Here is a 22,204-nt window from a genome sequence, read left to right on the forward strand (position 1 = left end):
CGCCCGCGAATTCAAGATCTTCACCAATGTCGATTCGGCCGTCGTCGACCCGAAGGAATTCTCGTCCAACTCCTTCGTCGACCGCGAGACCGATGTCTGCGTCATCCCGCCGAATTCCTTCGCGCTGGCCCGCACGGTGGAATATTTCCGCATCCCGCGCGACGTGCTGGTGATCTGCCTCGGCAAGAGCACCTATGCGCGCTGCGGCATCATCGTGAACGTCACGCCGCTGGAACCCGAATGGGAAGGCCACGTGACCCTGGAATTCTCCAACACCACGCCGCTGCCGGCGAAAATCTACGCCAACGAGGGCGCCTGCCAGTTCCTGTTCCTCAAGGGCGACCAGCCCTGCGAGGTGTCGTACAAGGACCGCGCCGGCAAGTACATGGGCCAGCGCGGCGTTACGCTGCCGAAGCTGTAACGACCGGGCTGCGTCAGCGCGCCGCGCGACCGTTCCGTTTCGGAACCGTCTGGAGCAGGCGGACGAGCTGGGATTGCCGGCTGGTCTCCGTCTTGCCGAAGATGCTGCGCAACTGGCTGACAACGGTCGTGCGTGACACGTCGAAGTGTTCGGCGATCTCGGCCGGCGAAAGATCCTCCAGCAGCGCAAGGCATACCCGCGCTTCAGCCGCCGTCAGGCCATAGAGTTTCTGCAGGATGGCGCCCAGATCGGGCGGCGTCTGCGCGTCGGGATCATTGACCGTGACGAGAACCTGGCCGCCATGGGTGTCGCCAAGCGGGGCGATCACGATCTGATAGGGGCGGCCATGTTCCTTCGCGACGGTGAACGCATCGCCGCGGCGGCTGGTGGCGCGGGCCGCGGCCGAGATCATCGCCGCCAGCACCGGCGCCTTCGACGGACTCACCGCAACCAGCCGGCCCTGAACCGCGGTGACGCAGTCGCGCCGGGCCATCATCAGGCTGGCAGCACCGTTCATGTGCAGGATGCGCCCGCTGCCGTCGACCAGGAACTGCGCCACCGGATCGGCGTTGAGGGCATCCTCCAGCAGCGCGTAGCGCTGTCTGGCGGCATGCAGGCGGTCGTGCAGCTGATAGGCCCGTTTGATATGCGGGCGCAGCGCGCGGCAGATGTCGACTACGTCGTCCTCGAAACAGGAATCGTGGATGCGGCGATGGACGGAAACGATGATGTCCTCGTGGATCATCGCCACCAGGCGGCCGACCTCCTGCCGTCGCAGGAAGTCATTGTAGAACTCGGTCTTCACCAGTTCTTCGCAGGGATACATCTCGTCGCTGAGATACAGCCCCGGCCGGCCGCCGAAATCCTTGAGCAGGGCCTGCCGCCAGACGTCGTGGTCGACGTAGTAATTCGTGAAATCCTCCATCATTTCGAGCACGGCGGCCGACCCGGTCCAGATCCCGCCATCCTCCGGACGCCGGCCCGCGGTATACACGATTGCACTGGGTGTTCCCGCCGCTTTGGCGATGCGGTCCAGCGCGTCGGTCCAGAGTACCGGCTCCACGGCTGCCTCGTAGAGGCCAGCAATTGCTTGATCGAGCTTCTCCATGTCTCCATCCCCCCTGGAGATCATCGAAAAACCGGCCCCGAGATCAGGCCGTTGTCATGCCCCTCTGCGCATAGCGCGCCGGGTAATATTCCGCATCCTCCATTTGGAGGATGCAAGTGGTTTCGCGGCCGAGCCTCGACTGTCAGCTTGCTGACGAATAACGGGGATTGGGCGGCGCCGCGTGCGGGAGATCACGCGGCGCCCGACGATGGAGTCCGCGGCTCAGAAGCTCGGATAGCTTGCCGAGCCGGTTCCGACATAGGACGCGACGCAATGCGCCACCATGGCATCGGTGACCAGTGCCTCCGCCTGCTTCCGGTCATAGGACAGCGTATAGGGCCGGTTCGCCTTCCTGGCCGCTTCCTGGTCCGCCTTCACCAGGTCGTCGAAAGCGGCGGTCACCGTACGGCGGACGCCGTCCTCGCCGCGGAAGCACAGATAGCCGAGCGGCATGGCGCTGCGCAGATTGGAAACGACCCGGTTGGCATCGGCCTTCATGGCGCTCAGATCCTGGGTCGGCGCCGGGTTGGACGCGAGCGCCACGGTCTGCGCCTCGACCGCCGCAGCGAACGAAACCGCCATGGCGGCGGCTAAGACGGGAAGTGAATAACGCATGATCTGCCTCCTCTGGATGCGTCGAACCGCCGGCTGCGCCGGACGGGCGTCATCCCTATAGGCAGCGCTCCATATGGCCGCATCCTCCGTATGGAGGATGGACCAATGCGGCCATCCGGTGGCGCTGGCCACCGGGCGGCCGTCGGCGACGCAGCGGGCCCTCCCGCACTGGCGATTCCGCCCCTGTTGCGCTAGACAGACCCTCACGACTGTCCCGTGCCGGGCCTTATTTCCGCCACGGCCTTTATGGATCAATAGCTTATGGATCGCATCCGGTTACGCGGCGGCAGGCCGCTGGAAGGCTCCATCCCGATCGGCGGCGCGAAGAATGCGGCCCTGCCGCTGATGGCGGCTGCGCTGCTGACCGACCGGACGCTGACCCTGTCCAACGTGCCGCATCTGGCCGACATCGCCACCATGGCGCATCTGCTGCAGCAGCATGGCGTCGACGTGTCTATGGATGGCGGCAACGGCACGCCGGAAGGCCGCACGATCCATCTCAACGCCGCGAAGATCACCTCCACCGTCGCGCCCTACGACATCGTGCGCAAGATGCGCGCCTCCGTTCTGGTGCTCGGGCCGCTGCTCGCCCGGTTCGGCGAGGCGGAAGTCTCGCTGCCGGGCGGCTGCGCCATCGGCACGCGGCCGGTGGATCTGCATATCATGGGCATGAAGGCGCTCGGCGCCGAGGTGAATGTCGAGGGCGGCTATATCAGGGCGACGGCGAAGCAGGGGCTGAAGGGCGCGGTGATCCGCTTTCCCATGGTTTCCGTCGGCGCCACCGAGAACCTGCTGATGGCGGCGGCGCTCGCCGAGGGCACCACGGTGCTGGAGAATGCCGCGCGCGAGCCCGAGATCACTGATCTCTGCCACTGCCTCGTTGCCATGGGCGCCGAAATCGAGGGCATCGGCACCGAGCACATCACCGTGCATGGCAAGCGCAGCCTGCATGGCGCCAGCCACAGGATCGTGCCCGACCGCATCGAGACCGGCACCTTCGCCACGGCGGCGGCGATCTGCGGCGGCAGGGTGGAGCTGACCGGCACGCGGCTCGACCTGATCGAGTCGGTCGCCGACAAGCTGCGCGAGGCGGGCTGCGAGATCGAGGAGACGCCGCGCGGCATTTCCATCGCGCGCAACGGCAGCCGGCTCCGCGGCGTCGATTTCCTCACCCAGCCCTATCCGGGCTTCCCGACCGACATGCAGGCGCAGGTGATGGCCCTGATGACGGTGTCGGACGGCGCCTCGATGATCACCGAGACGATCTTCGAGAACCGCTTCATGCATGTGCCGGAACTGGCCCGCATGGGCGCGAATATCGTGGTGCATGGCGCCTCCGCGCTGGTGCGCGGCGTGCCGAAGCTGACCGGCGCTCCGGTGATGGCGACCGACCTGCGTGCCTCGGTGTCGCTGGTGCTGGCCGGCCTGGCCGCCGAGGGCGAAACCATCGTGAACCGTGTTTATCATCTCGATCGCGGCTACGAGCGGCTGGAAGAGAAACTGGCCGCCTGCGGCGCCGTGATCGAAAGGCTGAAGGAGTGACATGGCCGAGCATCGCTTCCAGCCGCTGAAGCTGCGCGCCGAGGATGCCGAGGATCTGACGGTTCTGGCGGCCTGCCTGCAGGATGCGACCCTGCGACCGACCGACATGGTCTGGCAGCCGAAGCAGCGCCGCTTCGCACTGGTGCTGAACCGCTTCCGCTGGGAGGACGAGCGCACGGCCGATGCGAAGCGCCGGCTGATCCGCGTCGATCCGCATATGCGGGTGGCAGCGGGGCTGCATTTCGACGGCGTGCTCAGTGTGCGCAGCAGCGGCATCGACCGGTCGGATGCCAAAGTCGTGCTGGAACTGCTGTCCATTCTTGCCGAGCCGAAGGAGGAGCCGGCCGCGACGCTGACGCTCGTCTTCGCCGGCGGCGGCGCCGTCCGGCTCGAAGTCGAATGCATCGATGCGCAGATGCAGGATATCGGCACGCCGTTTCCCGTGCGGCGCGCGCCGCAGCACAAGGTCGATCCATGAACGCGGTCACACAGACTACCAGAGTGGCAGAGGCCGGTCCGGGCGACGGCAAGCTGGTCATGGCCCTGCCCAAGGGCCGCATCCTGAAAGAGGTGATGCCGCTGCTGCTCGCCGCCGGGATCGAGCCGGAACCGGAATTCGCCGACGAGAACAGCCGCAAGCTGCGCTTTGCCACCAGCCAGCCCGACATCGAACTGATCCGCGTGCGCAGTTTCGATGTCGCCACCTTCGTCGCCTTCGGTGCCGCGCAGCTCGGCGTCGCCGGCAACGACGTGCTGATGGAGTTCGATTTTTCCGAGATCTATGCGCCGCTCGATCTCGGCATCGGCCATTGCCGCCTGTCGGTGGCCGAGCCGGCCGAGCTGAGCAAGTCGGACGACCCGCGGCGCTGGAGCCATGTACGGGTCGCCACCAAATATCCGCATGTGACGCAGAAATACTTTGCCCGCCGCGGCGTGCAGGCGGAGTGCATCAAGCTGAACGGCGCCATGGAACTGGCGCCCACGCTGGGGCTGTGCCGCCGCATTGTCGATCTGGTGTCCACCGGCGCGACCCTGAAGGCGAACGGCCTCGTCGAGGTCGAGGTGATCGCGGAAGTCACTTCGCGCCTGGTGGTCAACCGCGCGGCGCTGAAGACGCGCCCCGACCAGGTCGGCGGCTGGCTGGAGAAATTCAGGAAGGTTGTCGATGCCCGTTGAGCTGAATGCCGCCGCGCCGGATTTTGCGGCGAAATTCGAGGCCATGGTCAAGGCCAAGCGCGATGCCGAGGCCGATGTCGGCGCGGTGGTGGCGCAGATCATCGCCGATGTGCGCAAGCGCGGCGATGCGGCGCTGCATGAGCTGAACCTGAAATTCGATCAGGTCGATTCCGCGCGGCTCGGGCTGCGCATCAGCCCGGCCGAGATCGATGCCGCTGCGGCGAAGGTCGATGCGAAAACCCTGCAGGCGCTGGAAACCGCCGCCGAGCGCATCCGCGCCTTCCATGCGCGGCAGAAGCCGGCCGATGATTTCTACACCGATGCGCAGGGCGTGAAGCTCGGCCATCGCTGGACGCCGCTGGATGCCGTCGGCCTCTATGTGCCGGGCGGCAAGGCGGCCTATCCGTCCTCCGTTCTGATGAATGCGCTGCCGGCCGTCGTCGCCGGCGTGCGCCGCGTCGTGGTCTGCGTGCCCACGCCCGGCGGCGAGCTCAATCCGCTGGTCATGGCGGCGCTGAAGCTGGCCGGCGCGCACGAAGTCTATCGCACCGGCGGCGCCCAGGCGGTGGCGGCGCTCGCCTATGGCACCGAAAGCATCGCGCCGGTCGACAAGATCACCGGGCCCGGCAACGCCTATGTCGTGACCGCCAAGCGGCAGGTTTTCGGCCAGGTCGGCATCGACAATCCGGCCGGCCCCTCGGAAATCCTCGTCGTGGCCGATGCGAAGAACGATCCCGCCTGGATCGCCGCCGACCTGCTCAGCCAGGCCGAGCATGACGAGGTGGCGCAGTCGGTGCTGATCACCGACGATGCCGCCTTCGCGGCCCGGGTCGGCGCCGCCGTGCGCCAGCAGCTCTCCACCATGCCGCGCGCGGCCATCGCCACCGCGAGCTGGGAGAGGTTCGGCGCCCTGATCACCGTGCCGAAGCTGGAGGATGCCGCGCCGCTGGTCGACGCCATCGCGCCCGAGCATCTGGAACTGGCCGTGGACGATCCGCAGGCGCTGGCGGCGAAGGTGCGCCATGCCGGCGCCATCTTCCTCGGCCGCCATACGCCGGAAGCCGTCGGCGACTACGTTGCCGGTCCGAACCATGTGCTGCCCACCGCCGGTGCCGCGCGCTTCGCCTCCGGCCTCAACCTGCTCGATTTCATGAAGCGCACGACGCTGGTGCAGTGCGATGCCACCTCGCTGCAGGAGATCGGCCCGGCCGCAGTGGCGCTGGCGGAGGCCGAAGGCCTGCAGGGCCATGCGCTGTCCGTATCGATCCGGCTGGGAGCGGCATGAGCGAACGCCGCCCACCCGACTGCCACCGCCTCGTCGACGTGCAGCTCGACGAGCGCAGCGTGGTGCGCCGGTCGGCGGATATCGAGCATGAGCGCAAGGTCGCGATCTTCGACCTGATCGAGCAGAACGTCTTCTCCCCGGTGGGCGCCGCCGACGACCAGGGGCCGTTCCAGCTCATGCTCGCCATCGAGGAGAACCGCCTGGTCTTCGACATCCGCGACGAACAGGCATCGCCGCTCGGCAAGATCATCCTGGCGCTCTCGCCCTTCCGCCGGATCGTGAAGGACTATTTCGAGATCTGCGACAGCTACTACCAGGCCATCAAGCGCTCGTCGCCGTCGCAGATCGAGACCATCGACATGGCGCGGCGCGGCGTCCACAACGAGGGATCGGAACTGCTGCGCGAACGCCTGAAGGGCAAGATCGATACCGATTTCGACACCGCCCGCCGTCTCTTCACCCTGATCTGCGTCCTGCATATCCGCTGACGATGAGCGACCGGCTACCTGCCAGCGTGCTGTTCTGTTGCACCATGAACAGCGTGCGCTCTCCGATGGCGGAGGGCATCCTCAAGGCCCTGTATCCGAAGCAGGTCTTCGTCGATTCCGTCGGCGTCCGCAAGAAGGCGGTGGATCCGCTCGCCGTCGAAGTGATGGACGAGATCGGGCTCGACATATCGAAGCACCGCTCCAAGACCTTCGACGACCTCGAGGATTCCTCCTTCGACCTGATCGTGTCGCTCTCGCCGGAGGCCCAGCACACGGCGGTGGAAATGACCCGCACCATGTCCTGCGACGTGGAATTCTGGCACACCTTCGATCCGAGCATCGTGGAGGGCAGCCGCGAGCAGCGGCTGGCCGCCTATCGCGAGGTGCGGGACTTTCTCAACAAGCGGATTCGCGCCCGCTTCGTGACCCGCTGAGCGCCGCTGGCGCGAAGTTGCTCTGCCGCAAAGATCGGGGCGTCGTCGCCTTTAGGATGCCGCTCCCAACCTGCAGCCGGAGCCCGCCATGTCGCATTACCACGCCATCGTCTGGATGGATCACAGCAACGCCCGCGTTTTCCACGTCAGCCCCGACGATGTCGAGAAGATCGTGGTTAACGGACACCGGCAGCATCTGCATCACCGGGCGGGCGCGGTCGGCGACGGCCGCGCGCCGGCGGATATCGCCTTCTTCGACGATATCGGCGATGCACTGGAAGGCGCGCGCGAGGTGCTGGTGGTCGGCCCCGGCAGCGCCAAGCTCAAGATGCTGCGGCATGCGCTGCGCCATCTGCCCTATCTGGAGTCGCGCATCATCGGCGTCGAGACCGTCGATCATCCGAGCGACGGCCAGCTGGTGGCTTATGCGCGGCAGTATTTCCGTGCCGCCGACCGCATGCGGCCTCTGCTGCCCGTCGGCGATTCCTGCTGCGGGGGCAATTGCGGCGGCTGATCGCCCGGCCGGCGGGCCTGCCGCAAAGTCGCCATGGTGTTTCCGCTATGGTAGGGTCGATTCACGACCCGGAGGCACATCATGGCACCACGCAACTTGCCGCTGATCCTGTTCGCCATCATCGCGCTTGCCGCCTGCCGGCCGGCCGATGCGCAGATCGCGCAGCGCACCCTGCCCGAGGATGCGACGCTGCTGAACCTGAACGAGATGGCGGAGCGCGATGTCACGCCGGACACGATCCGCGCGCGCCTGATGGCCCAGGCCAGTTCCGAGGATGCCGCCACGGCGCAGAACAGCGTCAACGCGGCGATGACCAGGGCGCTGGCGCGGGTGCGCTCGCTCGGCCTCGATGTCGAGACCGGCGGCTACAACACCTATCAGGAAACCCCGCCGCGGCCGCAGAGCCTGCCTGCCGGCACCAAGCCGCCGGCGCCGGTCTGGCGGGCGCAGCAGAGCCTGACCATTACCGCGACCGACGACGCCAAGCTGCTCGAGGCGGTCGGCATCCTGCAGAACGAGGGCCTGCTGCTGCAGGAACTCGGCTACATGGTGTCGCGCCAGCAGCAGCGCGGCCTGCAGGACGAACTCTTCGCCGAGGCCCTGCAGCGGCTGACGGCGCGCGCCGAGAAGGCTGCCGCGGCGCTCGGCCTGCACTTCGAGGGCTGGGCCCGCGTCGGCCTCAACGGCGGCGTCGCGCCAAGGTCGATGATGGTCAAGGCCATGCGCGCGGAGGGTATGGCGGCTGCGGCGGCGCCGGTTGCCGCGCCCGGCGAGCAGACGATCAGCGTCAACGTCGACGGCGAGGCGATCCTGCGCCGGCGCTGACGGGCCCTTGCGGCAGGGGGATTGGGCCACTATCAAGGGGACCCGAAAGGATCTGACTTGCCTGCCGCTCCCCTGCCGCCCGATGAAGCCGACCGCCTGGCCGCGCTGCGCCGTTTCGGCATTCTCGATACCGAAAGCGATCCGCGTTACGACCGCCTGGTCCAGCTCGCCGCGCGCGTCTTCGGGACGCCGGTGGCGGCGATCTCGCTGATCGATACCCGCCGGCAATGGTGCAAGGCGACCGTCGGGCTCTCCGCCCGGGAATTCCCGCGCGAGCATTCCTTCTGCGCCTGGACGATCCTGGGCAACGACGTGCTGGCGGTCGAGGATCTCAGCCAGGATGCGCGCTTCGCCGACAATCCGCTGGTGACCGACCCGCCGCAACTGCGTTTCTATGCCGGTGCGCCGCTGGTCACCTCCGACGGCTACCGCATTGGCGCGCTGGCGATCATCGATACCGCGCCGCGCAGTTTCGGTCCGTCGGAACAGGCGCAGCTGCGCGATTTCGCCACGCTGGTCTCCGAGGCGCTGGAGCTGCACCGCGCACTGGCCGAAACGGAAGCCGCCCGCGAGGAAGCCATGCTGGCCTCGCGCTCGAAGGGCGAGTTTCTCGCCTTCATGAGCCACGAGCTGCGCACGCCGCTGAACGCGATCATCGGCTTCTCCGAGATGATGGAGGCAGAGGCCTACGGGCCGCTCGGCGATGCGCGCTACCGCGATTATGCCGGCGTGATCCGCCAGGCCGGCAGTCACCTGCTGGAGGTCATCACCAGCATCCTCGACCTGAGTCGCATGGAAGCCGGCAAGATGCCCCTCAAGTCCGATCCGCTCACGGTCGTCGAGGAGGCGGATGCGGTGATCACCCTGCTGCTGGGACAGGCGCGGCAGAAGGAGCAGTCGCTCGTCATGGATGCCTCGCTGCATGGCCTGCCGGTGCTGCAGGCTGATCGCAGCGCCTTCCGCCAGGTGCTGATGAACCTGATTTCCAATGCCATCAAGTATTCGCCGGCGGAGAGCCGCATCGTGGTCGGCGGCGCCGCGGATGCGCGCGAGATCCGGATCAGCGTCAGCGATGACGGCCCGGGCATTTCGCCCGTCGACCTTGCACGGCTGGGCGAGCCTTTCTACCAGGCCGGTCCCAAGGCTGACCGGCGCGGCGGCACCGGCCTCGGCCTCGCGATCTCGCGGCGGCTGATGAAGCTCCATGGCGGGCAGCTGCGGATCGAGTCGACGCTCGGTGTCGGCACGACGGCAACGATGGTGTTTCCGCACGAATAGGAAATTGCCGCGGCCACGGCTAAACTTGTCCCCGACAGAGACACTGAGGGGGAGTCACCATGCGTCAGGTTTATGCGTTCCTTGCCGGCCTGCTGGTCGCCGCCGGCGTTGCGGTGTCGGCACTGGCCGCCGAACTGCCCAAGCCGGCCGGCCCGGTGGTGCTGACCGTTCACGGCAACATCGCCCACAGCAATCGCGGCCCGATCGATCCGTTCATGGATGCGTTTTTCAGCTTCGGCAACGTCAAGTTCGACAGTGCCGTCAGCTTCGATCTGGCGATGCTGGAAAAGCTCGGCATGCACAAGCTGCGGGCCAAATACCCCGAATGGCCGCAATGGGTCGATTTCGAAGGCCCGCTGCTGCGCGACGTGATCCGCGCCGCCGGGGCGAAGGGCAGCACCATCCGCGTCTTCGCCATGGACAATTACGGTGCCGAGATCCCCGTCGCCGAGATCGAGAAATATCCGGTGCTGCTGGCGCTGAAGGCCAATGGCCGCTGGCTCGGCCTGGGCGATCGCGGCCCGGCCTGGGTGGTCTATCCGCGCGACCAGCATCCGGAGCTGCAGGCACAGGACGACGCCAAATGGGTCTGGTCGGCCATCCGCATCGACGTGGAATGACGGCGCCGGACCCGGCGGCGTTCGCCTAATGTTTGCAGGGGTCGCCGCGTTCCGGCGGCCCCTGCTTGATTTTCCGGACCCATACGCGCATGTTCTCGCCGCGTCGCGCTCCTGGCCCGGCGCAGGATGCTGCCCGTCGATCCCCGGTGGGCGGAACCCCGTATCACAGAGGCGGAATGGCGAAGGAAGAATTGCTGGAATTTCCAGGCGTGGTGGACGAGCTGCTCCCCAATGCCATGTTCCGGGTCAAACTGGACAACGGCCACGAAGTGCTGGCCCATACCTCGGGCAAGATGCGCAAAAACCGCATCCGCGTGCTGGCCGGCGACAAGGTCATGGTCGAAATGACCCCTTACGACCTGACCAAGGGTCGCATCACCTTCCGCTTCAAGTAAGGTCCAGCCGCGGGCCGGCCATGCTTGCGCTCGTGCTGGCCTCGGCATCGCCCCGCCGCCGCGACCTGCTGCGGCAGATCGGCGTGGTGCCGGCCGAAATCCTGCCCGCCGAACTCGACGAAACCCCGCAGCCCCGCGAACTGCCCCGGCAGCTTGCCGCGCGCCTGAGCGCCGCGAAGGCGGAGATGGTGGCGCGCCAGCGGCCCGACGCCCTCGTGCTCGCCGCCGACACCGTGGTGGCGCTCGGCCGCCGCATCCTGCCCAAGGCGGAGGATGAGACCGAGGTGCGGCACTGCCTGACCCTGCTGTCCGGCCGCCGCCACCGGGTGATGACCGGGCTGGTGCTGCGCCACCCCGATGGCCGCAAATCCGCCCGCCTGGTCGAGACGGTGGTGAAGTTCAAGCCGCTCTCGGCGGTCGAGATCGCCGGCTACGCCGCCTGCGGCGAGGGCGTCGGCAAGGCCGGCGGCTATGCCATCCAGGGCCGTGCCGACCAGTTCGTCACCGGCCTGAACGGCTCCTATTCCAATGTGGTCGGCCTGCCGCTGGCCGAGACGGCGAAGCTGCTCGCGGGCTTCGGCTACCCGCTTTGGCCGGAAAGCGGCTATAAGTGATTCGATGGCCAATGAACTCCTGATCGATGTCGGCTTGACCGAGACGCGCGTCGCGCTGGTCGAGGATGGCCGCCTCGTGCATCTCGATCTCGAGCGGCCCGACCGCGACTCGGCGCTGGGCGCCATCATGCTCGGCCGGGTGCGCCGCATCGAGAAGGGCCTCCAGTCGGCCTATGTCGATATCGGGCTCAGCCGCGACGGTTTTCTCGGCCGCGACGACCTGCTGGATGCCGGCGACCGGCCGATCGAGCAGGTGATCAGCGAAGGCGAGGCCGTGCTGGTCCAGGTGATCCGCGACCCGGTCGGCGAGAAGGGCGTCAAGCTGACCTGCCGGATCAGCCTGCCCGGCCGGTTCCTGTCGCTGACGCCGTTCGATTCCTCCATCCGCGTCACCCGGCGCATCAGCCAGGATGCCGAACGCATGCGGCTTGCCGCGGTGATGCAGAGCCTGCTCTCGCTGGCCGATCAGACGCCGCTGGAAGTGACCGCCAGGCTGCAGCGCATGGCCGGCGATCGCCGCTCGGGCCGGCGCGGTCCGCTGCCGCCGGAGGGCGAGCGCCGCAGCGGGCAGGACCGCCGCAAGAATATGGGCTGCGTGATCAACGCCAATGCCGAGGGCGCCAGCAAGGAAGACCTCGCCGCCGATCTGCAGCGCCTGCAGGCGCGCTGGATCGCCATCGAAGAGCGCCGCCAGAAGGCGACAGCGCCGGCAGAACTGTGGCGCGAGATGGGGCCGGTGGGCCGCGCCCTGCGCGACCATGTCGGTGCCCGGCTCGACCGCATCCGCGTCAACGCCGCGCAGGGCTTCGCCGAGGCGCGCGCCTGGCTGTTCGAGCACGCGCCCGACTATGTGTCGCGCCTGGAACGCTTCAACGATCCCGCCGGCCTGTTCGATCTCTTCGAGATCGAGGACGACATCGCCGCGGCGCTGAGCCGTCGCGTGCCGTTGCAATCCGGCGGCGCCATCGTGTTCGGCGAGACCGAGGCGCTCACCGCGATCGACGTCGATTCCGGCCGGGCCTCTGCGCGCGGCAATGCCTTCGAGGAACTGGCGCTGCGGATCAATCTCGAGGCGGCCGCCGAGATCGCCCGACAGCTGCGCCTGCGCGGCATCGGCGGCATCATCGTCATCGATTTCCTGCACATGGAGAACACCGCCTACCGCGCGCAGGTGGTCAACGCCCTGCGCCAGGCGCTGGCAAGGGATCCGGCGCCGACCAAGGTGCTTGGCATGTCGGCGCTCGGCCTGGTCGAGATGACACGCAAGCGGGTGGGCGAGCCGCTGGCGACGCGGCTGTTCGACACCTGCCCGACCTGCGATGGCGACGGCCGGCTACCCTCGCTGCCGGCGGTGCTGGCCGAATTGCTGCGCCGTGCCTGGCGCGAGGCGGCGAATGCGCCTGGCGGCAAGATCGAGATCGCCTGCGCGCCCGATGTGGCGGCTCTGCTGGACGGCGAGCTGCGGAGCCGGCTGGAACGGCAGATCGGTGCCGTGGTTCATGTCAGACCCGAAACCGGCCGCCGGCGCGAAGCCTTCCAGGTGGCCCGGCTGTAGCGTTGAGTCGATTCATGACTGCCAGACCCTGTCCGATCTGCGGCAAACCTTCGGCACCGGCCGAATCCGACGTCGCGCCCTTCTGCTCCCAGCGTTGCAAGGATGTCGATCTCAACCGATGGCTGAAGGGCACCTATGCCATCCCGGCCGTCGAGGCGGATGACGACGAGGACGAGGGCGGCGAAGGCGATTCGCCGGCGATTCATTAACGGTTTCCGTTAATTAACGGGCAGTTCCCCTGTTGCAGAACTGCCACGGCGGTAAAAATCCGCAACCGGTGCCTGTGCCCTCCGGAGGCCACAGCGGTTGGGGCTTGCCACCGTATGCGGGATACCGGATAAGTTCAGGCTACAGAACTATAAAAGGTCGCGTGTCCATGATTGCTGCCCAGTACCCAGGCTCGCACAGGCCAGAAGGCAAACGCGGCGGGTTGAAGTTTCTCGCCATGGCTGCGCTCCTTGCTTCCGGTCTGCTTGCCGGCTGCGCCGCGACCCCCGACGATCCGCAGGCCCGTGCCGATGCGGCTGCCGTGAACGATCCCCTGGAGCCGGTGAACCGTGCGCTGTTCGAGCTGCACCAGGTCATCGACCATTTCCTGCTCAAGCCGGTTGCCTTCACCTACACGATGCTGGTGCCGGATCCGCTGCGCACCGGCGTGCGCAACGCCCTGAACAATCTCAAGTCGCCGGTCTATCTGGCGAACGACCTGCTGCAGGGCGAGAACGAACGCGCCGGCGAGACGCTGCAGCGTTTCGCGATTAACTCCACCGTCGGCGTGCTCGGCCTCTTCGACGCCGCCGACAAGTGGTTCGGCATCGCGCCTCATACGGAAGATTTCGGCCAGACCCTGGCCACCTGGGGCGTCAATGAAGGTCCCTATCTCTTCATTCCTGTGATCGGCCCGTCCAATCCGCGCGACCTCGGCGGCCTCGTCGTCGACTCGGCAGCCGATCCGCTGAACTGGTATCTCTACAATACCGACCGCGACGGCTGGGTGATCGCCCGCACCGTGGTGAGCGGCATCGATACCCGCGCCGAACTGCTCGATACGCTCGACAATCTGGAGCGCACCTCGCTCGACTATTACGTCACCCTGCGCAGCATCTATCGCCAGCGCCGCGTCGACGAGATCAACAACCGGCAGTCCAGGCATCCGGCGGTGTCCCCGACGCTGAGCCAGAAGGCCGAAGTGAGCACCGAGATCGAAACCAGGCCGGTCAAGTAATCGGGTCTGCACGCGATTGTCAGACGGCGCGTCGGCGGGCGCGCCGTTTGCGTTTCAGGCGCTCTCCGCCGCCTTATCCGGCCCGGCGGCGAACCAGCGCGGATCGGCTTCCTTCGCCAGCGTGCCGATGGCCGGCTGGGTGATGCGGTAGGGCAGCCATTCGCGCAGATGATTGATGCCGAGGCGGTGGTAGAAGTCCCGCGTCGGATTCCAGTCCAGCACATTGAGGTCGAGCCGGCGGCAGCCGCGCGCATCGGCGATCGCCGCCAGCGCGGTGATCAGCTGGCGGCCGAGGCCGAAGCCGCGGGCGCGTTCCAGCACGAAGAGATCCTCGACATAGATGCCGGCGCGGCCTTCCCAGGTCGAGTAATTGTGGAAGAAGAGGGCGAAGCCGACCGGCTCCGCATCGAGTTCGGCGATCAGCGCCTCGAAGCGCCGCTCGGCACCGAAGCCGTCGCGTCGCACATCGGCGGGCGTGATCTTCACGCTCGACAGCGGCTCCTTCTCATAGATGGCGAGCGCCTTCACCAGGTCGACGATGGTGCCGGCATCCTCGGGCCGGGCGGGGCGGATCAGGGTCTTCGGCATGCCGTCAGGTCTTTCTGCTGTCGTGTTCGGACGGGTTCTGCTGTCGCAGCGCGGCGACCAGCGCCTCGCCGAACAGGGTGAATTCCTTGGCGCGCTGGGTGCCGCGGCGCCAGGCCAGGCCGATCTGGCGCGCGGTCTCGCTGTCGCCCTTGCCGGATTTCGGCGTCGCCAGCGGCCGCGTCGTCACCTCGGTGCCGCGCAGGATGCCGGCATCGAGCGCCAGCTGCGGCAGCAGCGTGACGCCAAGCCCGCTGTCGACCATCTGCACCAGGGTATGCAGCGAGGTGGCGGCAAAGCCGTCGCGGCGCGGCGAGGGCGGCAGGCGGCAGGCGGCCAGCGCATGATCGCGCAGGCAGTGGCCGTCCTCCAGCAGCAGCAGATTGGCTTCCGCCAGGTCGTCCAGCTTCACCTGGTTGCGCCGTGCCAGCGGATGGTCGCTGCGGCAGGCGAACAGAAACTGGTCCTCGAACAGGGGCAGCGTGTCCACCGACCCGCCCTCGAAGGGCAGGGCGATCAGCAGCAGGTCGAGCTTGCCGGCCTGCAGCAGGTCGATCAGCCGCAGGGTGAGGTCCTCGCGCAGGAACAGCTTCAGCTCCGGGAAGCGGCGGCGGAGGCCGGGCAGCACGCGCGGCAGCAGGAAGGGTGAGATGGTCGGAATCACGCCGAGCCGCAGCGGCCCGGTCAGCGGCGCCGAGGCGGCCCGGGCCAGCAGCACCATGTCCTCGGCCTCGCGCAGCAATTCGCGGGCGCGGCCGGCCAGTTCCTCGCCGAGCGGGGTGAGGACAACTTTTCTTTTGGTGCGGTCGACCAAAGCGGCCCCAAGCTGTGTTTCCAGCTCCTGAATGCCGGCCGACAGCGTGGACTGGGTGACGAAGCAGGCCTCCGCGGCCCTGCCAAAATGGCGGTTTTCCGCCAAGGAGACCAGGTAGCGCCACTGCCGGAGCGTCGGGGTGTTGAGCATGCCGTAATCTAATCGGCCCACTCGATTAGATTCAACGGAAATATTCATTAGAACGATTATAAAAAACACCCTACATAGGGGTGGCGGGACACAGAGACCAGCCCGCCCGCCCCGGATTTGAACAGCAAAGCAAGAGAGGAGCACTCCTTATGTTGACCATTGGCGACAAGTTCCCGGCCTTCAACCTCAAGGCCGTCGTTTCCACCGACCCGAAGACCGCCTTCACCGACATCAGCAACGAAAGCGACAAGGGCAAGTGGAAGGTCGTCTTCTTCTGGCCGAAGGACTTCACCTTCGTCTGTCCGACCGAAATTGCCGCCTTCGGCAAGCTGAACGGCGAGTTCAAGGACCGCGATGCCGTGATCTACGGCGTCTCGACCGACAGCGAGTATGTCCACCTGGCCTGGCGCAACAACCACGCCGACCTGAAGGACCTGCCGTTCCCCATGCTGGCCGACATCAAGCGTGAGCTCAGCCAGCAGCTCGGCATCCTGGACAAGGCGGAAGGCGTCTGCCTGCGCGCCACCTTCATCGTGGACCCGGAAGGCATCATCCGCTTCGTGTCGGTGAACGACCTCAGCGTCGGCCGCAATCCGCAGGAAGTCCTGCGCGTGCTCGACGCCCTGCAGACCGACGAGCTCTGCCCCTGCAACTGGCAGAAGGGCGAGGAAGTCCTCAAGCCGGCTGCCTGAGCCTGACTGGAAATCCGCCGTGGCTTCGGCCACGGCGGATGGCCGCCCGATATCCAAGGAGTTTGCCATGAGCCTTGAAAGCCTGAAGAACCGCCTTCCCGATTATGCCCGCGACCTCAAGCTGAACCTGGGCTCGCTGGCCACCGAGCCGGGCCTGACCGACCAGCAGCGCGCCGGCACCTTCATCGCCACCGCGCTCGCCGCACGGCAGCCCGACGTGATCCGCGACATCGTTGCCGAATTCGGCCCGAAGCTGTCGGAGGAGGCCCTGACCGCGGCCAAGGCCGCGGCCGCGATCATGGGCATGAACAACATCTATTACCGCTTCGTGCACATGATGGCGCACGAGCCGAATGCCAACTACAAGGCGCTGCCGGCCAAGCTGCGCATGAACGTGATCGGCAAGCCCGGCGTCGACAAGATCGACTTCGAGCTGTGGTCACTGGCCGTTTCCGCCGTCAACGGCTGCGGCATGTGCGTGGAAAGCCACGAGGCGCAGCTGCGCAAGCACGGCCTCACCGAGGAGCAGGTGCAGCAGGCCGTTCGCATCGCCGCCGTGGTTCATGCGGTGGCGGCCGTCCTCGACGGCGAGAATGCGCTGAGCGGCACCGCGCTCGACCAGGCCGCGGAATAGCCTCATTGCTCCGCGCCGGCTCTCTGCCCCTCCGCCGTCGCGGACCCCCGGGCGCCATCCTTCACGGATGGCGCCCTCTTTTTTGGCCCGACTCCGGCGCCACGCTTCGCGGATGACGCCTTTCCGTCTCCCCTCAGGCGAACTCGACCACCGGCCAGGGGCCGCCGGTCAGAACCGTGATGTCGAGCTCCGTCACGCCGAGCACGGTCAGCGTATTTTCTCCCGCGGGCTGGCCGAAGCCGAGGCCCATATCGATGATCATGGTGTCGCCGATCACTTCGGCGGTCGCGTCGGAATCGGTCAGGCGTCCGTCGCCGTCGGTGTCGAACTGCGGTTCGACGAAGGGCAGCTCGGACTGGATGCGGTCCTCGCCGCGGGTGAAATCGAGAATGAGATCGTGGCCGCCGGCGCCATAGAAGAAGGTGTCTGCACCGCTGCCGCCTTCCAGGACGTCGTCATCCTCGAGGCCGTTCAGATAATCGTCGCCATCGCCACCGGATACGAAGTCGTTGCCCGCGCCGCCGACAACCGCATCGTTTCCGGCATCGCCCTGGAGGACATCGTCGCCGTATTCGAACACGCCGCCGACCACATCATCGCCGTCGCCGCCGGAGACGAAATCGTTCCCTTCGTTGCCTTCCACCTCGTCGTCGCCGGCGCCGCCGAACATTGAATCGTCGCCGCCATTGCCGCTGATGTAGTCGTTTCCCTCCCCACCATCGACGTAATCGTCGCCGTCCTCGCCGCGCAGGCGGTCGTGGCCGGCGCCGCCGAACAGCAGGTCGTTGCCGCCGTCGCCATGGACGAAGTCGTTGCCGTCGCCGCCATGAAGCATGTCGGTGCCGTCGCCGCCGCGGATGATATCCGATCCCGCACCGCCATGGATCTCGTCGTCGCCGTCGCCGCCATCGATGCTGTCGTTGCCGTCACCGCCCGTCAGGAAATCGTTGCCGCTGCCCCCGAAGATCGTATCGTCGCCGTCGCCGCCATCGACGAAGTCATCGCCGTTGCCGCCCAGCAGCTGATCCGCGCCGGCATTGCCGAAGACGGTGTCGTTGTCATCGCCGGCATCGACGTAGTCGTCGCCGTCGCCGCCCAACAGCGTATCGTCGCCCTGGTTGCCGAAGATGCGGTCGTTGCCGCTACCGCCGAGCACGGTGTCGTCGCCGGGAAGCGCCCAGAGCTCGTCATTGCCGGCACCGCCCTCGATATGGTCGTCGCCGAAGCCGCCATTGACGAAGTCACGGCCGTCGCCGGCGATCAGCCGGTCGTTGCCGTGCTCGCCGAGCAGCTGATCGTCGCCGGCCAGACCGATCAGGATGTCGTCGTCGCCGGTGCCGTTCAGGACGTCGTTGCCATTGGTGCCGATCTTGGTCGCCATCATACCCTCCCCGGCCGCGGGTCAGCGGCCATCTATCTGGTGCGTGAGACGGGCCGGGTCGGATCGCAGGACTCCGGGGGAGAGCGGAGTCGATCGTTGCTGCCCTGTTGCGCCCGGCAGATCGCCCGTTATCCGGGTCTTCCTTTTCGAACTTACCCGTTTAGCAGCAGGCAGGCGGTTGCGGCGTGACCGTTCAGTGGCAGCACGATCCAAACCCTACGGACCTGTTCTGCAACGGATTCACAATCATGTGGCTGATAACCTTCCTTGACATGCGTCCACAGGTAGTGACCAAATGAGGATCATGGAGCGGTTCTCGGCCAGAATGGCGGAATTGGATGTGTTCGAGTGCGGCGCCCCCGCACAGCTCCTGCCGCACATCCGACAGCCGCTGCTCGGCCGCCTGCTGCGCGACTGGCAGGCACGCTGCGCCAACGGCCTGCTGCCGGCACGCCGCGATTTCGCCCCCGAGCAGCTGGGCTACATCCTCGGCAACCTGATTCTCTGGGACATCCAGGGCGATCCGCCGGTCGCCACCTATCGTCTCTACGGCAGCAATTTCGCGATCCATCGCATCGGCGAGATGACCGGCAAACGACTCGACCAGCTGCCCGATCCGGCGATGCGCAGCATGGCGATGCACGGATTGCAGAAGGTGATCGCCGAGCGCCAGCCGCTGCTCACCCGGGGCCGCTATGCACGGCCGGGCGATACCGTCGTCGCGATCGAGACCCTGACGCTGCCGCTGGCCGGCGACGGCCACCGGATCGACATGATCCTGCATGGGCAGTTCAACGAGTTCCGCGGCTACGAGGCGCGGCTCGCCGCCTCGGGCAACTTCGTCATGCAATGCGAACCGGTGGAACTGCTGCAGACCTATCTGCGCGATCCGCGGCTGGGGCGCCTGCTGCAGGACTGGGTGCGCTGGCGCGGCCGGCACGACCTGCCGTCGCGCAGCGATTTCAACATCGAGGCGCTGGACTATCTCGCCGGCCGGCTGGTGCTGTGCGACATCGTCCCGCCAACGCCCGGCGGGATGCCGCGCTTCCGCTACAGCCTGTTCGGCAGCGACATCGCCGAAACCCGCGGCTTCGACCTGACCGGGAAGCATATCGACGAATATCCCGACAGCATCTTCGCCGCCCGCGCCCAGCTCGCCTGCGTCCAGGCCACCGACCGCCGTCTGCCGCTGCGCATCAAGGCCGATGCGCCGGCTACCAGCCGCAAGCATTCCCGCTTCGAGGCGCTGGTGCTGCCGCTGGCGGCCGATCACGAGACGCCCGACACGCTGCTGGTCGGCCAGATCTCGATGGAGTCTTGACCGGACGCATGGACGCGTCATATGGGCAGGCGGCCGGGACGACCCGGCCCTGATACCTCCCGGCGGGGACGACCCTGCCATCAAGCGCCCAATCCAGTGGCATATGGAGATGCGCCATGGCATGGCTGATCCTGTTCCTCGCGGGCCTGGCTGAAGTCGGCTGGGCGGTCGGACTGAAATACACCCACGGCTTCACCCGGCTCTGGCCGACGCTCGGCACTATCGCCTCGATGATCATCAGCCTCTGGCTGCTCGGCCTGGCGCTGAAATCGCTGCCGCTCGGCACCGCCTATGCGGTGTGGACCGGCATCGGCACGATCGGCACGGCCATCCTCGGCATCATCCTGTTCGGCGAAAGCGCCGCCGTCCTGCGGCTGGTCTGCATCGGCCTGATCGTGGCCGGCATCATCGGGCTGAAGCTGGCGACGCCGGCGTAGCTCAGACCTCCAGCCACTCCTTGCGGATGGCGGCGTCGGCCTGCAGCTGCTGCGGCGTGCCCTCGAAGACCATCTGGCCGTGGCCCATCACGTAGAGGCGGTGGCTGATCTTCATGGCGATGGTCAGCTTCTGCTCGACCAGCAGGATGGCGACGCCGCGCTCGGCGATGCGTTCCAGCAGCTGGCCGACCTTCTCCACCATCATGGGCGAGAGACCCTCGGTCGGCTCGTCCACCATGATCAGGTCGGGATCGCCCATCAGCGTGCGGCACATGGTCAGCATCTGCTGCTCGCCGCCCGAGAGCACGCCGGCCTTGGTGTCGGCGCGCTCCTGCAGCCGCGGGAAGATCTCGAACATGTCCTCCATCGTCCAGCGTTCGGACGGCCTGGTGGTCTTCTGCCCGAGATAGAGATTCTCGCGCACCGTCAGGCCGGGAAAGATGTCGCGGTTCTCGGGCACATAGCCGAGGCCCAGCCGGGCGATCTCGTGCGGCTTCCTGCCGGCGATCTCGTGGCCCTTGAACAGGATCGAGCCCTGCGGCGGCACGTCGCCCATGATCGCCTTGATCGTGGTCGAGCGGCCGACGCCGTTGCGCCCCAGCAGCGAGACGATCTCGCCCGGCGCCACGTCGAAGGAAACGCCGTGCAGGATATGGCTCTTGCCGTAATAGGCGTGCAGGTTGCGGACCTGCAGCATCGGCGCGCCGCGCGCGGCCGGCCGGGCCGTGTTCATCGTTGCGGTCTCCTGCATCAGTGTTCCGCCTCCATGGCCTGGCCCAGATAGGCTTCCTGCACCGCCTTGTTGCCGCGGATGTTCGCCGGCGTGTCGGATGCAATGATCTGGCCGTAGACCAGAACGGAGATCCGGTCGGCGAGGTTGAAGACCACGCCCATGTCATGCTCGACCATGATCAGCGTGCGACCCTGGGTGATGCGGCGGATCAGCTCGACGAAATGCGTCGTCTCCGACCGGCTCATGCCGGCGGTCGGCTCGTCCAGCATGACCACCTCGGCGCCGCCGGCAATCGTGATGCCGATCTCCAGCGCGCGCTGCTCGGCATAGGTCAGCAGGCCGGCGGGCATCTGGGCGCGCTCGCTCAGGCCGATATCGCGCAGCACCTGCTCGGCGCGCTCGTTGGCGTCGTTCAGCTTGCGCACGTTGTGCCAGAAGGAATAGCGGTAGCCGAGCGGCCAGAACAGGGCGCAGCGCACATTCTCGAACACCGTCATGCGCGGGAAGATGTTGGTGACCTGGAAGCTGCGCGACAGGCCGCGGCGATTGATCTGGTAGGGCTTGAACCCGGTGATGTCCTCGCCGTTAAGCAGAATCTGTCCGCTGGTGAGCGGGAAGCGGCCCGAAATCAGGTGGAACAGCGTCGACTTGCCGGCACCGTTCGGCCCGATGATGGCGTGGCGTTCGCCCCTGGCCACATCCAGGCTGACGCCACGGATGATCGGCGTGATGCCGAACGACTTGTGGACGTCCCTCAATGCGAGCGCGCTCATCACAGGCCTCCCTCCTTGGCGGCGGCCGGCTGGGCCGCGGCATGGAAGGACTCCGCCAGCTGCGGGCCCCATCTGCGGCCGAGCAGCAGGCTGCCCGCCAGCAGCACCAGCGCGATCAGCCAGGGCCAGACGCTGTTCGAGTTGAACGGCACGTAGAAGACATGCATGGCCGGGCCTTCCGATGCGGCCTTGACCATCTGATGGTGCGCGGTCTCGATCAGCAGGATCAGGCCGGCCAGGCCCATCGCCGCCGGAATGGCCACAAGGGCGTATTGCGGCAGCACCCGATGCAGCGTGCCGTTCCGCCACAGCGGCGCATGCAGCATGATCAGGCCGGCCAGGCCGCCGGGCGCGAACATCACCATCAGGATGAAGATCAGGCCGAAATACAGCATCCAGGCGCCGGTGATGTCCGACAGCATGACCTGCAGCAGCACCACCAGAACGGCGCCGAGAATCGGGCCGAGGAAATGGCCGATGCCGCCGATATAGGCCATCAGCAGCACCGCGCCCGACTGTGCGCCGGAAACGTTGACCGCATTCATCAGCTCGAAATTGATCGCCGCCAGGCCGCCGGCGATGCCGGCGA

At 67.0% G+C, this 22,204-nt stretch carries 27 protein-coding genes and 1 pseudogene; 20 read left to right on the forward strand and 8 right to left on the reverse strand.

Features of this window, described 5'->3' with window-relative positions:
• On the forward strand, positions 1-421 hold a 421-nt coding region (gene dcd, locus VKZ87_RS12535), incomplete at its 5' end, for a dCTP deaminase (RefSeq protein ID WP_324221598.1).
• Between the two features lie 13 nt (positions 422-434).
• Here the strand turns inward: dcd and VKZ87_RS12540 are convergent.
• Together VKZ87_RS12540 and VKZ87_RS12545 are read right to left on the reverse strand one after the other, a co-directional pair.
• The gene (locus VKZ87_RS12540) at positions 435-1,529 is read right to left on the reverse strand and encodes a helix-turn-helix transcriptional regulator (RefSeq protein ID WP_324221599.1); all 1,095 of its coding nucleotides are present in this window, start codon (positions 1,527-1,529) and stop codon (positions 435-437) included.
• A gap of 222 nt (positions 1,530-1,751) precedes the next feature.
• The gene (locus VKZ87_RS12545) at positions 1,752-2,144 is read right to left on the reverse strand and encodes a hypothetical protein (protein ID WP_324221600.1); all 393 of its coding nucleotides are present in this window, start codon (positions 2,142-2,144) and stop codon (positions 1,752-1,754) included.
• A gap of 261 nt (positions 2,145-2,405) precedes the next feature.
• Here VKZ87_RS12545 and murA point away from each other — a divergent pair, with 261 nt between their 5' ends.
• The 15 genes from murA (at position 2,406) to VKZ87_RS12620 (ending at position 14,095) form a co-directional block, all read left to right on the forward strand.
• Complete coding sequence (gene murA, locus VKZ87_RS12550; RefSeq protein ID WP_324221601.1) at positions 2,406-3,686, forward strand: UDP-N-acetylglucosamine 1-carboxyvinyltransferase; 1,281 nt, start codon at positions 2,406-2,408, stop codon at positions 3,684-3,686.
• Position 3,687: 1 nt separating this feature from the next.
• Positions 3,688-4,164 carry a DUF2948 family protein gene (locus tag VKZ87_RS12555; protein ID WP_324221602.1) on the forward strand — a complete coding sequence of 159 codons (477 nt, stop codon included), beginning with the start codon at positions 3,688-3,690 and terminating at the stop codon, positions 4,162-4,164.
• Positions 4,161-4,862, forward strand: a complete 702-nt coding sequence (gene hisG / locus VKZ87_RS12560; protein ID WP_324221603.1) for an ATP phosphoribosyltransferase — start codon at positions 4,161-4,163, stop codon at positions 4,860-4,862. The genes VKZ87_RS12555 and hisG overlap by 4 nt, the downstream gene beginning before the upstream one ends.
• On the forward strand, positions 4,852-6,147 hold the full coding sequence (gene hisD / locus VKZ87_RS12565; protein WP_324221604.1) for a histidinol dehydrogenase: 1,296 nt from the start codon (positions 4,852-4,854) through the stop codon (positions 6,145-6,147). Before hisG ends, hisD begins: the two co-directional genes overlap by 11 nt.
• The gene (locus VKZ87_RS12570; RefSeq protein ID WP_324221605.1) at positions 6,144-6,635 is read left to right on the forward strand and encodes a UPF0262 family protein; all 492 of its coding nucleotides are present in this window, start codon (positions 6,144-6,146) and stop codon (positions 6,633-6,635) included. The genes hisD and VKZ87_RS12570 overlap by 4 nt, the downstream gene beginning before the upstream one ends.
• Before the next feature lie 2 nt (positions 6,636-6,637).
• Positions 6,638-7,069 carry an arsenate reductase ArsC gene (locus VKZ87_RS12575; protein WP_324221606.1) on the forward strand — a complete coding sequence of 144 codons (432 nt, stop codon included), beginning with the start codon at positions 6,638-6,640 and terminating at the stop codon, positions 7,067-7,069.
• Positions 7,070-7,157: 88 nt separating this feature from the next.
• Positions 7,158-7,583, forward strand: a complete 426-nt coding sequence (locus VKZ87_RS12580; RefSeq protein ID WP_324221607.1) for a hypothetical protein — start codon at positions 7,158-7,160, stop codon at positions 7,581-7,583.
• Between the two features lie 81 nt (positions 7,584-7,664).
• Positions 7,665-8,408, forward strand: a complete 744-nt coding sequence (locus VKZ87_RS12585; protein ID WP_324221608.1) for an SIMPL domain-containing protein — start codon at positions 7,665-7,667, stop codon at positions 8,406-8,408.
• A 57-nt stretch (positions 8,409-8,465) separates the two neighbouring features.
• Entirely contained in the window at positions 8,466-9,686 is a 1,221-nt protein-coding gene (locus VKZ87_RS12590) for a GAF domain-containing sensor histidine kinase (protein WP_324221609.1), read from the forward strand.
• Positions 9,687-9,745: 59 nt separating this feature from the next.
• Positions 9,746-10,306 (forward strand): molybdopterin-dependent oxidoreductase, encoded by a 561-nt coding sequence (locus VKZ87_RS12595; RefSeq protein WP_324221610.1) that lies wholly within the window; start codon positions 9,746-9,748, stop codon positions 10,304-10,306.
• 176 nt (positions 10,307-10,482) lie between these two features.
• Positions 10,483-10,701: a translation initiation factor IF-1 gene (infA, locus tag VKZ87_RS12600; RefSeq protein ID WP_144067704.1), complete on the forward strand. Its 219-nt coding sequence runs from the start codon at positions 10,483-10,485 to the stop codon at positions 10,699-10,701.
• A 20-nt stretch (positions 10,702-10,721) separates the two neighbouring features.
• Positions 10,722-11,315, forward strand: a complete 594-nt coding sequence (locus VKZ87_RS12605) for a nucleoside triphosphate pyrophosphatase (protein WP_324221611.1) — start codon at positions 10,722-10,724, stop codon at positions 11,313-11,315.
• 4 nt (positions 11,316-11,319) lie between these two features.
• On the forward strand, positions 11,320-12,870 hold the full coding sequence (locus VKZ87_RS12610; RefSeq protein ID WP_324221612.1) for a ribonuclease E/G: 1,551 nt from the start codon (positions 11,320-11,322) through the stop codon (positions 12,868-12,870).
• 14 nt (positions 12,871-12,884) lie between these two features.
• Positions 12,885-13,079, forward strand: coding sequence for a DNA gyrase inhibitor YacG (gene yacG / locus VKZ87_RS12615; RefSeq protein ID WP_324221613.1), 195 nt, complete (start codon positions 12,885-12,887; stop codon positions 13,077-13,079).
• Positions 13,080-13,315: 236 nt separating this feature from the next.
• Positions 13,316-14,095: a VacJ family lipoprotein gene (locus VKZ87_RS12620; RefSeq protein ID WP_324221614.1), complete on the forward strand. Its 780-nt coding sequence runs from the start codon at positions 13,316-13,318 to the stop codon at positions 14,093-14,095.
• A 54-nt stretch (positions 14,096-14,149) separates the two neighbouring features.
• Here VKZ87_RS12620 and VKZ87_RS12625 read toward each other — a convergent pair whose 3' ends face one another.
• Positions 14,150-14,683 (reverse strand): GNAT family N-acetyltransferase, encoded by a 534-nt coding sequence (locus tag VKZ87_RS12625; protein ID WP_324221615.1) that lies wholly within the window; start codon positions 14,681-14,683, stop codon positions 14,150-14,152.
• Between the two features lie 4 nt (positions 14,684-14,687).
• Positions 14,688-15,644, reverse strand: a complete 957-nt coding sequence (locus VKZ87_RS12630) for a hydrogen peroxide-inducible genes activator (protein ID WP_324221616.1) — start codon at positions 15,642-15,644, stop codon at positions 14,688-14,690.
• Between the two features lie 149 nt (positions 15,645-15,793).
• On the opposite strand from VKZ87_RS12630, the gene VKZ87_RS12635 reads away from it, so the two are divergent.
• Positions 15,794-16,336: a peroxiredoxin gene (locus VKZ87_RS12635; RefSeq protein ID WP_324221617.1), complete on the forward strand. Its 543-nt coding sequence runs from the start codon at positions 15,794-15,796 to the stop codon at positions 16,334-16,336.
• Between the two features lie 67 nt (positions 16,337-16,403).
• Complete coding sequence (locus VKZ87_RS12640; protein WP_324221618.1) at positions 16,404-16,970, forward strand: carboxymuconolactone decarboxylase family protein; 567 nt, start codon at positions 16,404-16,406, stop codon at positions 16,968-16,970.
• A 133-nt stretch (positions 16,971-17,103) separates the two neighbouring features.
• Here VKZ87_RS12640 and VKZ87_RS12645 read toward each other — a convergent pair whose 3' ends face one another.
• Positions 17,104-18,351, reverse strand: a complete 1,248-nt coding sequence (locus VKZ87_RS12645) for a calcium-binding protein (RefSeq protein ID WP_324221619.1) — start codon at positions 18,349-18,351, stop codon at positions 17,104-17,106.
• A gap of 325 nt (positions 18,352-18,676) precedes the next feature.
• On the opposite strand from VKZ87_RS12645, the gene VKZ87_RS12650 reads away from it, so the two are divergent.
• Positions 18,677-19,672 carry a PAS domain-containing protein gene (locus VKZ87_RS12650; RefSeq protein ID WP_324221620.1) on the forward strand — a complete coding sequence of 332 codons (996 nt, stop codon included), beginning with the start codon at positions 18,677-18,679 and terminating at the stop codon, positions 19,670-19,672.
• Positions 19,673-19,788: 116 nt separating this feature from the next.
• Positions 19,789-20,109 carry a quaternary ammonium compound efflux SMR transporter SugE gene (gene sugE, locus VKZ87_RS12655; protein ID WP_324221621.1) on the forward strand — a complete coding sequence of 107 codons (321 nt, stop codon included), beginning with the start codon at positions 19,789-19,791 and terminating at the stop codon, positions 20,107-20,109.
• A 1-nt stretch (position 20,110) separates the two neighbouring features.
• Here sugE and VKZ87_RS12660 read toward each other — a convergent pair whose 3' ends face one another.
• The 3 genes and pseudogenes from VKZ87_RS12660 to VKZ87_RS12670 form a co-directional block, all read right to left on the reverse strand.
• A complete protein-coding gene (locus VKZ87_RS12660; protein ID WP_324221622.1) occupies positions 20,111-20,860 on the reverse strand; it encodes an ABC transporter ATP-binding protein in 750 nt (249 codons plus the stop codon).
• The gene (locus VKZ87_RS12665; protein ID WP_324221623.1) at positions 20,860-21,615 is read right to left on the reverse strand and encodes an ABC transporter ATP-binding protein; all 756 of its coding nucleotides are present in this window, start codon (positions 21,613-21,615) and stop codon (positions 20,860-20,862) included. Before VKZ87_RS12665 ends, VKZ87_RS12660 begins: the two co-directional genes overlap by 1 nt.
• Positions 21,615-22,204, reverse strand: a pseudogene (locus tag VKZ87_RS12670) (hypothetical protein); the annotation flags it as partial. The gene VKZ87_RS12665 and the pseudogene VKZ87_RS12670, both read right to left, overlap by 1 nt.

This window comes from Ferrovibrio sp., from assembly GCF_035304305.1.
In the GTDB taxonomy this organism is placed as follows: Bacteria; Pseudomonadota; Alphaproteobacteria; order Ferrovibrionales; family Ferrovibrionaceae; genus Ferrovibrio.